General features: G+C 51.5%; 13 protein-coding genes. All 13 read right to left on the bottom strand.

Features of this window, described 5'->3' with window-relative positions; genetic code table 11:
* Positions 1-48: 48 nt before the first annotated feature.
* Entirely contained in the window at positions 49-660 is a 612-nt protein-coding gene (yihA, locus tag BN98_RS05395) for a ribosome biogenesis GTP-binding protein YihA/YsxC (protein ID WP_019190440.1), read from the bottom strand.
* Positions 657-3,131 carry an endopeptidase La gene (gene lon, locus BN98_RS05400; protein WP_019190441.1) on the bottom strand — a complete coding sequence of 825 codons (2,475 nt, stop codon included), beginning with the start codon at positions 3,129-3,131 and terminating at the stop codon, positions 657-659. The genes yihA and lon overlap by 4 nt, the downstream gene beginning before the upstream one ends.
* Positions 3,132-3,201: 70 nt before the next feature.
* Positions 3,202-4,470 (bottom strand): ATP-dependent Clp protease ATP-binding subunit ClpX, encoded by a 1,269-nt coding sequence (gene clpX / locus BN98_RS05405; RefSeq protein WP_019190442.1) that lies wholly within the window; start codon positions 4,468-4,470, stop codon positions 3,202-3,204.
* Between the two features lie 18 nt (positions 4,471-4,488).
* Positions 4,489-5,073, bottom strand: a complete 585-nt coding sequence (gene clpP, locus BN98_RS05410; RefSeq protein WP_019190443.1) for an ATP-dependent Clp endopeptidase proteolytic subunit ClpP — start codon at positions 5,071-5,073, stop codon at positions 4,489-4,491.
* 39 nt (positions 5,074-5,112) lie between these two features.
* Positions 5,113-6,531, bottom strand: a complete 1,419-nt coding sequence (tig, locus tag BN98_RS05415; RefSeq protein WP_019190444.1) for a trigger factor — start codon at positions 6,529-6,531, stop codon at positions 5,113-5,115.
* Between the two features lie 84 nt (positions 6,532-6,615).
* Entirely contained in the window at positions 6,616-7,443 is an 828-nt protein-coding gene (locus BN98_RS05420) for a DegV family protein (RefSeq protein WP_019190445.1), read from the bottom strand.
* Positions 7,440-8,747 carry a CCA tRNA nucleotidyltransferase gene (locus tag BN98_RS05425; RefSeq protein ID WP_019190446.1) on the bottom strand — a complete coding sequence of 436 codons (1,308 nt, stop codon included), beginning with the start codon at positions 8,745-8,747 and terminating at the stop codon, positions 7,440-7,442. The genes BN98_RS05420 and BN98_RS05425 overlap by 4 nt, the downstream gene beginning before the upstream one ends.
* On the bottom strand, positions 8,744-10,144 hold the full coding sequence (glmM, locus tag BN98_RS05430) for a phosphoglucosamine mutase (protein ID WP_019190447.1): 1,401 nt from the start codon (positions 10,142-10,144) through the stop codon (positions 8,744-8,746). Before glmM ends, BN98_RS05425 begins: the two co-directional genes overlap by 4 nt.
* An 82-nt stretch (positions 10,145-10,226) precedes the next feature.
* Complete coding sequence (locus BN98_RS05435) at positions 10,227-10,901, bottom strand: TIGR00266 family protein (RefSeq protein WP_019190448.1); 675 nt, start codon at positions 10,899-10,901, stop codon at positions 10,227-10,229.
* Positions 10,902-12,437: 1,536 nt separating this feature from the next.
* Entirely contained in the window at positions 12,438-13,403 is a 966-nt protein-coding gene (locus BN98_RS05440; RefSeq protein ID WP_019190449.1) for a G5 domain-containing protein, read from the bottom strand.
* 287 nt (positions 13,404-13,690) lie between these two features.
* Positions 13,691-14,542: a 16S rRNA (cytidine(1402)-2'-O)-methyltransferase gene (rsmI, locus tag BN98_RS05445; protein WP_019190450.1), complete on the bottom strand. Its 852-nt coding sequence runs from the start codon at positions 14,540-14,542 to the stop codon at positions 13,691-13,693.
* 57 nt (positions 14,543-14,599) lie between these two features.
* Positions 14,600-14,770, bottom strand: coding sequence for a DUF362 domain-containing protein (locus tag BN98_RS05450; RefSeq protein ID WP_019190451.1), 171 nt, complete (start codon positions 14,768-14,770; stop codon positions 14,600-14,602).
* A gap of 94 nt (positions 14,771-14,864) precedes the next feature.
* Positions 14,865-16,010, bottom strand: coding sequence for a PSP1 domain-containing protein (locus BN98_RS05455; RefSeq protein ID WP_019190452.1), 1,146 nt, complete (start codon positions 16,008-16,010; stop codon positions 14,865-14,867).
* Positions 16,011-16,020: the final 10 nt, after the last annotated feature.

Raw genomic sequence — 16,020 nt, forward strand, 5'->3', positions numbered from 1 at the left:
GCTACGCCGACAAGTCCGCTGCGTGCCGCTCAATCGCTTTCGCCTTACCTACGAAACAAAGGGCAACAGCAACAGGCGAAGTTCTTCTGTCCCGAAACTCTTTGTGGCCACATTGCCAGCATAAGGATGAATGTGTGCGACATCGGTGCCAAGTGTCTGTGCCAACACTTTTTGTTGGGCGCGAATTTTCGTGACGGGAACTTTATCCGCCTTCGTGGCAATCACATGACCGGCATAGCCGTTCGAGCGAATCCAGGTGTACATCTGCTTGTCCAACGCTGTTGGTGCATGACGCAAATCACAGAGCAGGATGACCTCCCGAAGCATGGATCGGCTTTCGAGATACGTATTAATGCCGGCGGCCCATTCTTCCTGGGCTTTGCGGGATGCTTTCGCATAGCCGTAGCCCGGCAGATCCACCAGGCGAAAGGCATGGCGTGCTTCCTCCCATTCGGCTTCAATGCGATAAAAATTGACCGTGCGCGTTTTTCCCGGGGTAGCGGAGGTATAGGCCAACTTTTTGCGTTGGCAGAGCGAATTGATGAGGGTGGATTTGCCGACGTTGGAGCGTCCGGCAAAGGCAATCTCCGGTAATTCTTCCGTCGGATATTGCGATGGCAGCGCTGCCATGGCCTCTAAGGCAGACGTAATGATTTTCATAAAAGGCTCCCGTTGTTTTCAGCCGAAGGGCCATCGCTTTGTGTCGACATGTCCCCCGAGGTAGAGGAAATATGAAAGCCCAGATGGCTCGTCTTCTCCCGCGAACGGAAGACGACAGGCTTCTTCATTTCCACCGGCTCAAGGAGTGCTGCCTGCAACACTTCGTCCACATGGGAAACTTCCACAAATTGCATGCCTTCCCGAACGATCTCTTCGATTTCCATCAGGTCGCGATGGTTTTCTTTCGGCAAAAAGATAGTGTGTATTTGATAGCGACGAGCCGCCAGAATCTTTTCTTTGAGACCACCGATGGCCAGTACTTGCCCAGTTAACGTCATTTCGCCCGTCATGGCTATATCATTGCGGACGGGACGCTTAGTAAGCGCCGAAACTAACGCCGTTAAGATCGTAATGCCGGCAGAGGGACCGTCCTTCGGCACGGCGCCCTCGGGCATATGAATATGCGTATCAAAGTAATTGTAAAAGCCCGGATCAATGCCGTAGCGTTTGGCATTGGCGCGTACAAAGGAAAGCGAAAGCTGCGCGGATTCGCGCATTACGTCACCGATGGAGCCGGTTGTTAATACGCCGCCGTGACCACTCATGAGGTTAGCTTCGACTTTGAGAATCTCTCCGCCGACTTCCGTCCAGGCGAGGCCGTTCACCACGCCGATCTGCGGCGTCTTTGCCAGCGGCTCATCATTAAATTTAGGGACGCCCAAGAAATCCTTCAGGTTTTTCTTTCCCACGTGCACCGACTCTGCCCCTTCGACGATACGTTTGGCCGCTCGCCGGCTAATTTTTTCAATTTGTCGTTCCAACTCACGTACGCCGGCTTCTCGCGTGTAGAAGTGTAAAATGTCCTCCAAAACCGTCTTCGGCAGGACCATCTGTTTCGCCAGCAAGCCGCTTTCCTTGCGTGCTTTCGGGAGCAGATGTTTCTGGGCAATGACCAGCTTTTCCTGGTCAGTGTAGCCTTCGATACGAATCACTTCCATACGATCCAGCAAAGGACGCGGAATGGTTTCCGTCGTATTGGCCGTCGTGATGAACATAACCTGTGACAGATCAAAGGAGATTTCCAGAAAGCGATCCTGGAAGGAGCTGTTTTGCTCCGGATCTAAGACCTCGAGTAAGGCACTGGCGGGGTCGCCACGAAAATCGCTGCCGATTTTATCCACCTCATCCAAAAGGAATACGGGGTTCATGCTTTTTGCCTTGGTCATGTGGTAAATAATTCGTCCCGGCATGGAACCCACATAGGTCTTGCGATGCCCGCGAATTTCCGATTCATCCGAGACGCCGCCCAAACGCATGGACACAAATTTACGCCCGATGGATGCCGCAATGCTGCGCGCAATGGAAGTCTTTCCAACGCCCGGGGGCCCGACAAAGCAGAGAATGGAGCCCTTGGAATCTTGGCGCAGCTGACGCACGGCAATGAATTCCAAGATACGCTCTTTGACATCCTTCAAGCCGTAGTGGTCATGATCCAAAATGTCACGACTCTCGGCCAGATCTTTGCGATCCTGCGTATATTCTCCCCATGGAAGGGCTGCCAGGGTATCCAAATAGGCACGGGATACATTTAAATCCGGGGACATTGGCGATAAATACCCCAATCGCTCCAGCTCTTTATCGACTGCCGCACGCGCTTCTTCAGAAAGAGGCAGATGCGCGAAGATTTCGCGATATTCTTCGACGGCATTATCGGGATCCCCGCCGGTTTCACCGAGTTCCTCACGCAGAATGTTCATTTGCTCGCGAAGCACAAATTCTTTTTGTGACTGCTGTAGACGCTCCTGCGCCTTTTCGCTGATTTCTTTATCCAGACGCGACAATTGGGTCAACAGAGCGATATCCGCGCGCAATTGATACAAGCGCTCCTGTAAGTTCAGCTCTTGTAAGAGAGCCAATTCTTCATCATGGCGCAAGTCCAGATGAGAGGCCAGCTCATCGCTTAAAAGGCCGGGATCTTTGGCGTCCAGAAGCGGATACAGGAACATTTCCGGCACCTGCATGGATTCCTTGAGATAATCCACGGCAGCGGTGGCGGTCAGGCGCATCACATTTTGCAGTTTTTCGTCTACCTCGACTTCATCCGGCAGATAGGTGTAGGTTAAAATTTCGCCTTCGACATAAGGATCCGTGCGAATGATATGCGCAATTTTAGCCCGCGCGATACCTTCCACGATGACTTTGCTGGAGCCGCCGGGCAAGCGGAATGATTGGCGAATGCTGGACACCGTACCGAATTCGGAAAAATCGCCCAATGAGGGCTCTTCAATGGTAGGATCCGTCATGGGAACGACCACTACCGGCGAATGATTGCGTGTCGCCCATTCCAGGACGCTTTCCGCCTCTTCGCTTTCCAAATCGAAGTGAATCACCTGGTTGGGAAACACAACGGAGCCGCGCACCAAGAGAATGGGTAAGACCGTCTTTTTTAGTTCATAATACTTGGGTAACATTGCTCCTCCTAATAAAAAACAGCCGGTTTCCCGGCTGTCGGCCGCCGTAAGCTTCACGGTGCCCCGTGTTTTACTTTTCGTGCAAGGACATTTTTTGCTGTCCCGGCATTTCTGTTTCTTTCACCATCCGCAAAGGCGTTTCCTTTCGGATGTTGTCCTCATCCACAACCACTTGACGAACAGTGGTGTCGCTAGGGACCTGATACATGGCATCCATAAGAACAGACTCCATGATCGAGCGTAATCCGCGCGCGCCCATCTTTCGCGCAAAGCTCTTTTCTGCAATCGCATGAATGGCTTCGGGCGTGATGGTCAATTCTGTGTCATCCATGCGGAACAGCTCACGATACTGTTTGACCAGAGCATTTTTTGGCTCGGTCAAAATACGTTCCAGCGTTTCCACAGACAGCTCATTCAATGCCACTAGAACGGGAACGCGACCGATGAGTTCGGGAATCAGTCCGAATTTCATCAGATCCTCGGGAATCACTTCCTGCAAAGTCTCCGATATGGTTTCTTCCGAGTGATCCGCTACGGCCTGATTAAATCCGATGGGATTTTTCTCCCGACGGTCTTTAATGACCTGTTCGATCCCGGCAAAGGCACCGCCAACAATAAACAGAATGTTTGAGGTATCCACATGAATGAATTCCTGATTGGGGTGCTTGCGTCCGCCTTGTGGCGGCACATTGGCTACAGTTCCTTCGATGAGCTTCAACAGAGCCTGTTGCACTCCTTCACCGGAAACGTCACGGGTAATGGACGGATTTTCGGATTTGCGCGCAATCTTATCAATCTCATCGATATAAATGATGCCGCGTTGTGCCAATTCCACATCATAATCGGCGGCTTGCAGAAGTTTCAGAATGATGTTTTCGACATCCTCACCCACATAGCCGGCCTCAGTGAGCGTTGTCGCATCCGCAATGGCAAAGGGCACTTGCAGCGTCTTTGCCAGCGTTTGCGCCAGCAACGTTTTGCCCGAGCCCGTGGGGCCGATCAGACAAATATTGGACTTTTGAATTTCCACGGTGGTTTCTTCACCGCGATAGATGCGTTTGTAGTGGTTGTAAACCGCCACCGACAGCACCTTTTTTGCTTCTTCTTGTTCAATGACATAATCGTCCAGCGCCCGCTTGATTTCATCAGGCGTGGGCAATTTGCGTTGTTGCGAGGCTTGTTTGGCCGCTTCCTGACTCCGTTCCCGCATCATCTCGTCGCAAAGAGCAATGCATTCATTACAAATGAAAGCGCCGGGACCGGCCACAATCTGTTCCACCTCATCCGATGTTTTGCCGCAAAATGAGCAACGAACCGGATCTTCGTGAAAATCAGCCATTTCTTCTCCTTGTTCTTTTTACTTCATGGAGGTAATGACTTGGTCCACGAGGCCGTACTGTTTTGCCTCTTCGGCGTTCAGCCAGCGATCGCGGTCCGTATCCCTCTCAATGATCTCCAGGGGTTGACCGGTAGCGTCGGCCAAAATCTGATTCAGGCGCATTTTCGTCTCGAGAATTTTCTTTGCGGTAATTTCAATGTCGGAGGCCATACCCTGCGCACCACCGGATGGCTGATGAATCATAACATCCGAGTTGGGCAGTGCATAGCGCTTGCCCTTCGTGCCGGCTGCCAAAAGTACGGCTCCCATGCTGGCTGCCATCCCCACGCAGATGGTGGAGACATCACTTTTGATGTAGTTCATGGTATCAAAAATAGCCATGCCGGCCGTTACCTCACCACCGGGCGAGTTAATGTACAACTGAATATCCTTGTTTGGCGCTTTATGCTCCAAGAACAGTAGCTGTCCGACAATCAGATTGGCCATTTGTGTTTCAATCGGTCCGGTCACAAAAATGATACGTTCTTCCAGGAGGCGTGAAAATAAATCATACGCACGCTCTCCGCGTCCGGTCGTTTCAATCACAGTTGGGACTAAAGGCATATTTCCCTCTCTTCCTTTCGAGCCAACGCTGTGGCCCGCTTACTTTTCTTCCGTTTTGTCTCCTGCAGACTTTTTGTCTGCCTTCTTATCGTACCCCGACTTTGACTCTTTCTCTACGCTTTTATCGTCCTTTTTTGTCTCATCGGTGTCTTCTGTCGTCTCTTCCGGCGCGTCCACCCATTTTACCTGCTCAAGCAAATAGTCGAGCGCTTTCTTTTTACGGATATCATCCGCCACCAATTCTTCCTGGTTCATCTCTTTCATGCGGCGAATGAAATCTTCCGGATCCTGTGCGCCATATGTTTGGGCAATCTCTTTCATCTCGTCGGCAATTTCTTCCTCCGTCGCTTCGAATTTCTGCTCTTCGACGAGGCTGCCAAGTACCAGATCGCCGGCAACACGGGCGCGTGCCATCGGCGTATAGTTGGCGCGCATCATATCAATGCTCTGGCCACTGTATTGCAGGTACTGATCAAAGGAAAGACCCATCTGCTGCAGCTGGTTGGCCATGTTGCGGATTTCCACCTCAACCTGATCGTCAATCATGGACTGCGGTACTTTGACATCGGAGATCTCGGCCAATTTTGCCAAGGTATCGTTCTGACGACGATTGAGGTCGCGCTCTTCTGCTTTTTCCTGCAGATCCTTGCGGATGGCGTCACGATATTCTTTCATGGTGTCATATTCGGAGACATCCTGCGCAAAATCATCGTCGGCTTCCGGAATATCCTTCTCCTGCACTTCATGCAGCACAACCGCAAACACGGCATCTTTGCCGGCCAAATCTTCGGCATGATATTTCTCCGGGAACGTGACGTTCACGTCAAAGCTCTCGCCCGCTTTATGACCGACAATCTGTTCTTCAAAGCCGGGAATAAACGAGCCGGAGCCCAATTCCAACTGCTGCTTTTCTGCGGTGCCGCCTTCAAAAGCAACACCATCCACGCTGCCGGCATAATCAATCTGTACCGTATCACCCTCTTTTGCAGCACGTTCTACCGGACGAATGACGGCGTTTTTCTGCTGTTCTGAGGAAATCACCTGATCGACTTCCGCTTCCTCAACGGTCACCGGATGACGTTCAACTTCCATGCCCTGGTAGTCTGCCAAGGTCGGATGCGGTTTGGTATCTGTAGAAACTTCGATCTCAATCGTTTCTTTCTTTTCCAGCTTCTTCACATCCACGTCCGGGCGACCGATGGGCTCCAATTCCAATTCTTTGGAGGCGTTTTCGATGTATTCGGGCAGAAGATTGTTGAGAGCATCTTCGTAGAAGACGCCTTCACCGTAGCTCATTTCAATGATTTTACGGGTGGCTTTGCCTTTACGGAAGCCGTGAATCTGGAAGCGATTCTTGTTCTTGTTGTAGACCTTGTTCACTTCTTTGTCGAAAAGATCCCATGCGATCTCAAACGTATAGACCGCGCGATTGTCTTCATGTGATTGCAGTTTTGCCATGCTTTAAAACTCCTTTTAGAAAAACTTATTGTTTCATTTTTAACACGATTTTATGATTATACCATATGTGCCAAGCGCAATTGGTTAAAATCCGATGATAATCCCACCTCGGTTGGCATAGCAGGCATTAAGTCCGGTGCCTGCCATAATTTCAACACGAGGAAACGGTGAGAGCTTCAAGATTTCTTCCTTCACCTGCTCCGCTCTTTCCGGATCATCAATATGCGTAATAAAGAGGGTGCGTTGGGAAAAGTCGACCGCTTCGGCAGCAATGTGCTGCGCCAATCGCTTCACGCCCTTATCCATGCCGCGTGCAATAGACTTTAAGCCGATTTCTCCATTCACGCCGCGGCAAACCGGGCAAATAGAGAGACTCGTCAGAATATTGCCGGCAATGCGCGGAAGACGCCCGGATTTCGTCAACGTACTGTAATTATTTAAAATGAAGTATGTGTAGTTGGTTTGTGCAATTTCTGCTTCTTTGGCAGCAATCTCTTCAAACGTCATGCCCGCTTCAATGGCTTGATGAATGCGGAACATGTACGACGTTTCTCCGGCAGAAGCCGCTTGTGAATCAAAGACGTGAACCTTTTTGCCGGCTTCCCGCATCTCTCGTGCTGCCATGCAGGCATTGTTATAGGTGCTGCTCAGTCGTCCCGTAATCGTGATCAGGAAGGCTTCTTCGGCATCCCCCACGGCGTTGATAAAATGCTGCGGAGACATTGCCGCACTCTGCGTGACTTCCTCGGAAGCATCAATGTCTGCCAAGAAGGCTTTGATGTCCATGGTTTCGTCATCCACGTAGTGATGCCCATTACTGGTTAATGCGAAAGGCACACGCTGAATGGCTATTTCCTTGGCCAGCACGTCGTTTAAATCGCAACTTGAATCAGCAACTATGATCGGCTTCATCCGTTCTCTCCCTCTTCCAACTTACGACGCGCCGCTTCGCAAAGACGCGATGTCGTATTCTCCAGTTTTTCCTCGATGACCTGATCCAGTAAATACAGAAGCATCGTCCCGACGCGTTTTCCTGGTTTCATACCGAGCGCTAATAAATCCTCGCCGCGTATGACCAGATCCTTGACGCTTACAGGCAGATGCGATTCTTCTATTATATCGATTAATGCGCTGGTGTGGGTAATGCGCTCCAGGGTTTTCGTTCGCCACGCGCCTTCCGGATACAGCACGGGACTTATTTCCGCCAAAAATTGCAGAATACGCCGTGTGTCCTTGGGATGCTCGCCCTGCCATTTTCGTGCTTCCGGTAGGGTCTGCGGCAGCGCTTCCGCACGTGCTTCGAGTAATAACCGCACATCCGAAGAGCGCTTCGTGGACGCTTTGAAGCGATGCAAAATCTCCGTCATTCGCTTGGCTCGTTCCTTAGCCCCGTCTTCCCGTTCTGCCGAGGTATTCTCCTCGACTTCCCGGGTGCGCAAGGTTTGATTTCCACTGCCGACAGCCGCCCAACGCGAGGCGGCATCAGCTGTTACCGCACACAAAAGTGGGCGAGAAACATTTGCTGCGGGAAGTTCCGGGAACAACGCCTCCCACAACCCCGTTTCCGCCAATAAATCCACGGCGCGATCGGGATGGCCTTCCGTAAGCATGCGCTCTAATTCTTCATAGCATCGCTCAACCGATATGCGCTCGATTTGCGTATGTTGATCAATAATGGCTTTTCGTAGCGATGGCTCAAGTTTCATAGCAAAGCGGGAGGCAAAGCGCACCGCACGAAGCATGCGCAAACCGTCCTCTTCCATGCGCTCCGCTGCCACGCCCACGGCGCGCAAGAGACCTGCCGCAAGATCCTGGCGTCCGCCATAAAGGTCCAAGAGACCCCGTTCGGGATGCCAAGCCATTGCGTTCATCGTAAAGTCCCTGCGTTTGAGGTCGTCTTCGATATGACGGGAATATTCCACCGTCTCAGGGTGTCGACCATCGATATAGTTTCTTTCTGCCCGATAGGTCGTCACTTCATATACCGCCTGCGGCATCACGACGCGAATGGTGCCGAAGGATTTGCCCACATCGAGCGTCCGCTCTCCGGCAAAAACCGCCTCAATCTCCGATGGTGTGGCGCTGGTCGTGATGTCCACATCTGCCGCTTCGCGTCCCAGAACGCGGTCCCTTACGGCGCCGCCGACAAACCAGGCTTCATAGCCTGCTTCCTCCAAACGACGCAGCACTTCCAGTGCTTCGTCTGGAAAAATCATTCGGTATAGCCCTCTTCGCGGAAGGCTTGCACAATATGATCCGCCATTTGCTGACACAGATCATCCTTTAAGTGCTCGACCATCACGCGAATCAGCGGTTCCGTGCCGGAAGCACGCACCACCGTGCGGCCTTCATTGCCAAGAACGCGATTGGCTTCTTCAATAGCGCGCTGCACACGCGGATTGGCCAAAGCGCCTTCTTTATCATCAACAAGGATGTTGCGCAACACCTGCGGATAATCGAAAAGGTCTTGATGCAACGATGCCAGATCGGTTTTGTTTTCGACGATGATTTCTGCCAGCCGTAACGCTGTCAGCACGCCATCGCCGGTTGTAGCGTATTTGGAAAAGATGATATGGCCGGACTGTTCGCCGCCTAAGGCGTAACCATGCTCAAACATTTCCGCCGCGACATTCTTGTCGCCAACCGGTGTCTTAACATAGGCAATGCCGGCCCGTTCAAATGCCTTATACAGGCCAAAATTACTCATAATGGTGGTCACAACCATATCGTTAGGCAGCGCATTATGTGCCTTCATATCGTTGCCGCAAATGTAAAGAATTGCGTCGCCATTGACCACGTGGCCGCGATTGTCCACAGCAATGCAGCGATCTGCATCGCCATCAAAAGCAAAGCCGCAATCCAGTTTCTGTTTCTTGACCAGCTCGATCAGGCTTTCGATATGGGTGGAACCACAGTCCAAGTTAATGTTCAGGCCGTTCGGATTGTCGTGAATAAGATGCGTCTCCGCTCCCAACGCATCAAAGACGTTTTTCGCAATCGTGAAGGAAGCGCCGTTGGCACAGTCCAAGCCGACGCGCATACGCTTAAACGACCGACGCACCGTCTGAATCAAATAGCCGATATAGCGATTTCGACCACGCGAATAGTCTTCGACCATGCCGATATCGCCGCGTTCGGCAAGCGGTAGCGTCTCCTCTTCCGCATCCATGTAGTCTTCCACTTCCTGAAGTAGGGCTTCTTCCATCTTACCGCCTGCGCTGTTAATGACCTTAATGCCATTATCGTAGAACGGGTTATGGCTGGCGGAGATCATAATGCCGCAGCAAAAATTATCCACCCGTACCGCATACGAAACAGAGGGTGTAGTGGTCACGTGCATCAGGCTGACATCCGCACCGCTTGTCGTAATGCCCGCTGCCAATGCATTTTCCAGCATATAGCCTGAACGGCGCGTATCCTTACCGATGACAATGCGCGGACGTTTTTCCTCGGCCCATTCGGGCAGATTGCGACCGCCGCCGCAAGAAGCACGCAAGTCCTTCTGCAATTGCACAAAATGCGCGCCTAAATAACGGCCGATCTTAAAAGCATGTGCGGCCGTCAAGGATCGATTCGCTTCTCCGCGAAATCCATCCGTACCAAAGTATTTCATGGCAAATCCCCCTTATCGCCTCATGATACCGATTCCTAACGGAGCGTGTCAAGAAACCGACCCTTTCGGGCCCCGTTTTGCTTTAGTTTCTCGGGAAAAACGGCAACAGGGCCTTTGCTAAGCCGCTAATCGGCATCGTCTGCAACCAAATTTTGCCCGGACCGGTCAGTACGGTGTTAAAGAGGCCTTCGCCACCCAACAGTTTATTTTTCAGTCCCGGCACTTCTTGGATATCCATATTTACCGATGCCTCCATACCAAGCAAATACCCAGTGTCGACGATCATCCGCTGTCCGGCTAGTAATTCATATTCCATGAATTCGCCATCAACCTCCACGAAGACAATGCCGTTTCCGCTGACCTTCTGCATGATAAAACCTTCGCCGCCAAAAAAGCCTGCGCCCAGTTTGCGATTCACATACATTGCCAGTTCCACGCCCATCTCCGAGGCCAAGAATGCCTTCTTCTGCAAAATAAAGTTTTGAGCCGGTGTAACTTGCAAGGCTAAAATTTTCCCTGGGAAGCTGGAGCCGAAAGCAATCATACCATCGCCATGGGCGCGATAGATGTTTTGAAACATATTCTCACCCGAAAACGCACGTGAAAACATGCCGCCTAAGCCGCCGCCCGCATTGGTCGACATTTCCATCGTATCGCTCATCCAGACCATAGAGCCCGCTTCGGTTTTCATGGCTTCGCCGTTTTGTAATTGACAGATCACCACGGGAAAGCTCCCGCCCTTGAGTTCGTACTGCATAATGCCTCCTTTGTATTTTCTCCGGTTTTCTGTGTGCTTGTGTTGGGGTTGTTATGTATTTGCGATGTCCTATGCTGCCAGATTTCCGAGGATCTGTAATTTCCGGGGTTGCCGGATTTCTGAGGGTTTATGATGGCCCGGGTTGCCGGATTTCTGAGGGTTTATGATGGCCCGGGTTGCCGGATTTCTGAGAACCTGCCATTATCCTGCCAGCACGTCGTCCGCGATTGCGTGATTGCCTAAACTCTGAAAGGCCTGATATTACGCGTTATTTCGTAACCGCAACAGTATTACAATCCTCGGCCTAATAATACCAGATTCAGGTGGCAAAAGTTATGGAAGCCAAGTGTATGGCGAGGGTGAACGGCGGGCGCAGGGGTACAGCGGGTGCAGGAGAAACGGCGCGTGCAGGGGAACGGCGGGTGCAGGGGGAACGGCGGGTGCAGACGAGCTCCATTCGGATAGGTACCGTGCCGCCCCTTTTTCTACCGTTGGTAATTGCGATTTTGCCAAAACCCACGGTATGCCAAGCACAACATCACCCTTTTTCTACCGTTGGTAATCGCGATTTTGCCAAAACCCACGGTATGCCAAGCACTGTGCCGCCCCTTTTTCTACCGTGGGTAATTGCGATTTCGTCAAAACCCACGGTACGCTCAGCGCAACATCACTCCATTTCCTACCGTTGGTAATCGCGTTTTTACCAAAACCCACGGTATGCGTAGCGCCGTACCGCCCCTTTTTCTACCGTTGGTAGTCGCGTTTTTGCCAAAACCCACGGTATGCGTAGCGCTGTACCGCCCCATTTCCTACCGTTGGTAATCGCGTTTTTGCCAAAACCCACGGTACGCAAAGCACAACATCGCCCTATTTCCTACCGTTGGTAATCGCGTTTTTGCCAAAACCCACGGTATGCGTAGCGCCGTTCCGCCCCATTTTCTACCGTGGGTAATTGCGATTTTGCCAAAAACCCACGGTACGCAAAGCACAACATCACCCTATTTCCTACCGTTGGTAATTGCGTTTTTGCCAAAACCCACGGTATGCGTAGCGCCGTTCCGCCCCATTTTCTACCGTTGGTAATCGCGTTTTTGCCAAAATCCACGGTATGCGTAGCGCTGTACCGCCCTATTTCCTACCGTTGGTAATTGCGATTTCGTCAAAACCCACGGTATGCCAAGCACTGTGCCGCCCCTTTTTCTACCGTTGGTAATCGCGTTTTTGCCAAAACCCACGGTACGGATGACCGTTTTGCAGGCATTCTGCTAGCCGTTCCATCTTCCGTCGCCCCGCCACATAGCTCGCCCCACCACATAGCTCGGCCCGTCGCGTCGCCTGGCCCAGTCGCGCCACCACTTCAACCTGCCGCATCGCCCGACCCAGTTGTCCCGCCACCTCCCCCAACCACCTCTCACCGCCGCATCACGCCGTTCAAAACAAGCCTGTGCAATAAGAGTTTTTCCCCGACGGCCAAAAGAAAAAGGCGACGTTTCAACATAACTGTTGAAACGTCGCCTTCATAATCTTTTTACTAGTTTAGCGAACGTAAACGTCCAGGTGATTACCTGAGGTGCCGCGGTCATAAATTTTGCCGTAATGGCCAAATGGTGTCGGGAATACTGTTCCCTTCGCAGCACTGCCGGCTAACACGATATAGCCATCGCCATCCACAACATAGCCACCGGCGTTAATATGACGTCCCGGAATATAGAGACCGCCACCGGGCAAGACGCTCTGGGAATAGAAGGTATATTTGTATCCGCCGTAGTACACCACGCCTTGGAAGCGGAACTGGCTTAAGGTGTATAGTTGGGGGCTTCGTGGAGACGAATCATGTGTGCCTTTTAGGATGATTTCTTCCACCGGCTGTTTCGTCACCTGATCCGATACCACTTGTTTCTCAGCCACTTGTCCGTTTTTCAGGATGGTTTTGGTCACCGTTTGGCGATTGCCTTTTTCGCCCTTTTGTTGGACTTTGGATTTGCCGATGTTGAGATCGTCTGTGTTTTTCGTAAGCGTTTTAAAATCTAACGGCGTGTTCTCCGTTACCATTTGGGTTTCGTAATAATCCACGCGAACGGTATCGCCCTTATGCAAGTCTTCGGTACGCGCCGGCTGAATCACGTCATCCTGATCCGGATCGATGTTGTTTTCCGTGAGAAAACTGCCCACGGTGGACGCATACGTTTCACGCGTCACGGCTTTGCCACCGTTATAAAAGGTAATTTTCTTTTTTGTCAGGATCTCTAGGTTCATCCCATCTTTGACGGCATGATTCAGATCCATACTGATCTTGGCATCTGCCAGATCCGCATAACGCGCATCTTTTAACGCATCACCGAGTGTTTCCTTGCTGGTTACTAATTCTCTCTGTTCATTATTATATGTAACATGAACTACTTTCGGACGCTGCGCGTAAACAAAACCGCCCGCTACAGCGCTCATCATCAGAACGCCCGCTAAAATAAGCGCACGTCCCCTCCTGCTCGAATGTTTCTTCATATAGCCTCCCCTCCTTGCTTAGCAAGGTGTGCAATCCGTCAGGCAGGATGGTCAGTCCTTATCGGGAGTCGAAGTCCGATGTGCCTGTAACGAAACTGTCACTATTGTAATACTTTTGTTACGATTTGCTCAACTATTATATGGAGGCGATGGTAATTTTGCAAATTCGAGCCTAGGTTTTAGGAAAAACTGAAACAAATTATTACAGATATGTAATATTTTTAGGGGGTTGGTGCTTGAAAAGGGAGCTCTCTCGCAGGCCGGCTCCCTTGGCTACACTAGCAGAATCAGTTGCTGCGGCGGCTCTCCTCGCGCAGGCGATAAATAGCATTGCGACTGCGGCCGGATTCCGCCATGACCTGTTTCATGGCTGCCTTGGGCGAAAGGCCGTTGCTTTCCAGACGCTCCAACGCTTCACAAACGGCAGCATCGCTCCAAGTCGTATCCGTGGCGATGGCGGGGCCGATGGCCAGGACGAATTCGCCTTTTTCTACAAACGAGAGAGATTCCGCTTCGTGTCCGGTAAAGTGCAGAGCTTCTTCGTATTGCTTGCTCCATTCCCGCAGAAGGGCAAAATGTCGATCCGGCCAACGTGCCCCCATCTCGAGTATTGTTTTTCGGATGCGAAATGGCGACTCATAACAAAGAGCGGTGATGGGCAAGGTATCCAGGAACGTCAACGCCTGTTCGCGTTCTTTGCCGGAACGCGGCAAAAAGCCCAGAAAAGCAAAGCTCCCATCGCCAAGGCCTGCGGCGACCGCGGCAACGGTTACCGCTGAGGCGCCCGGCAATACGGTATAAGAAAGGCCCCGCGCAATGGCCTTTTGCACAAGAACGCCGCCCGGGTCCGAAACGCCAGGCATACCGGCATCCGAAATGACAGCAACACGTTCGCCTTGTTCCACGCGATCCAGCAGTTCTTCGGAGCGTTCCTGTTCGTTATGCATATGATAAGAAATCAGAGGGCGATGGATATCGTAGCCGTCCAAGAGAGGAGCGGAGTGACGTGTGTCTTCGCAGGCAATCACGTCTGCCGCGCGTAACACCTCAAGAGCGCGAAGCGTAATATCGCTACGATTCCCGATGGGCGTAGGCACCAGAATCAGCTGTCCCTGTTTTTCATTTTGTGTCTCCTGCATAATCCCTCCTTCATTGGAGCAACAAAAAAAAGGAGTGCAGTGCACTCCCTTCCTTCCTTAGGCTTCCGGTTCAATGGCGCCGGTCGGGCAAACACCTGCGCAAGCACCGCAATCGATGCAAGCATCAGGATCGATGACGTAGATGTCTCCCTCGCTGATAGCATTTACCGGGCACTCACTGATGCACGTCCCACACGCGATACAGTTATCATGAATTACATGTGCCATGATACTACCTCCTATAAGTATTAAATTCTCACTCCACATTAACAGCGATGCTGTTAGGAACAGCATAATCGTTCCTGAAAAGTATGTCAAGAAATCAACGATGTCGTCCGCGCCGACGCGACCGCGCTTTTACGCGCCCCTTTTGCGCATAAGGCTCCTTCGTCTCGTTCGTCTCTCCGCGCAGAATTTTCATCTCCTGCACCGTCATCGTTTCCACATGATGGTCGTCAGAAACCATTACTTCGGTGATGGAAACTTCCTCCGAAGTCATGACCACCGCCGCATTTTCTTTGGACGGTTTGCAGTGACAAGCAGGACATGCTGCCATCTCCTTGCGATGCTCGGCCTTCTCGCCTTCCGTCACAAACTCATGCTCCTGCAGCTCCTCTTCATCGCGCAGTTCGGGACGCGGCTGACCTTTTTTGCGACGTACCAGCACTTCGATATCGCTGACATAATAGTATTTTTCATCTTCCGAACCGTCCGATTTGTACACATGCACCCGTACGCGCGTTTGCAACACATCGCGATCCACGACATAGCCTTGCCCTTCCTGCGTCAACACCAGCGTCCCTTTGGCCGGTACGCGTTTCGTATTGCTCAGGTAATGGTCCTGCTCATAATTCAGACAGCACATCAGACGACCGCAAACTCCCGAAATCTTTGTCGGATTCAAGGAAAGCCCCTGCGTTTTTGCCATTTTAATGGAAACCGGAATAAAATCGCTCAAATAACGACGACAACAAACGGGCTGACCACACTGTCCCAAACCGCCAATCATCTTGGCTTGGTCACGCACACCGATTTGTCTGAGCTCAATGCGCGTATGAAAACTTTGCGCCAAATCGCGCACCAAAGAGCGGAAATCCACACGATCCTCCGCCGTAAAATAAAAAATTAACTTATCACGATCAAACGTATATTCTGCATCCACCAGCTTCATGTCCAGTTGATGCTCTTCGATTTTTATCGCGCAAAGCGCCAATGCGTCCTTGGCTAAACGCTTATTTTCCTCAACAGTCTCCCGATCAGCCGCATCCGCTCGGCGCAAAAGCGTTGCCGAAATCGGCGGCAATAACTCTCCGGGTAACTCAATATTCTCTATACGAATCGTTCCGTATTCAACACCACGATCGGTAGCAACGATGACTCCCTCATCTTTCGCGACTTTTTCACCATTCGGATCCACATAGGTGATGGTACCGGTGCGTTGAAAACGAACGCCAATTACTTCCGTCATTCGTTTTCCC

Source organism: Levyella massiliensis (assembly GCF_000308275.2).
In the GTDB taxonomy this organism is placed as follows: domain Bacteria; phylum Bacillota; class Clostridia; order Tissierellales; family Peptoniphilaceae; genus Murdochiella; species Murdochiella massiliensis_A.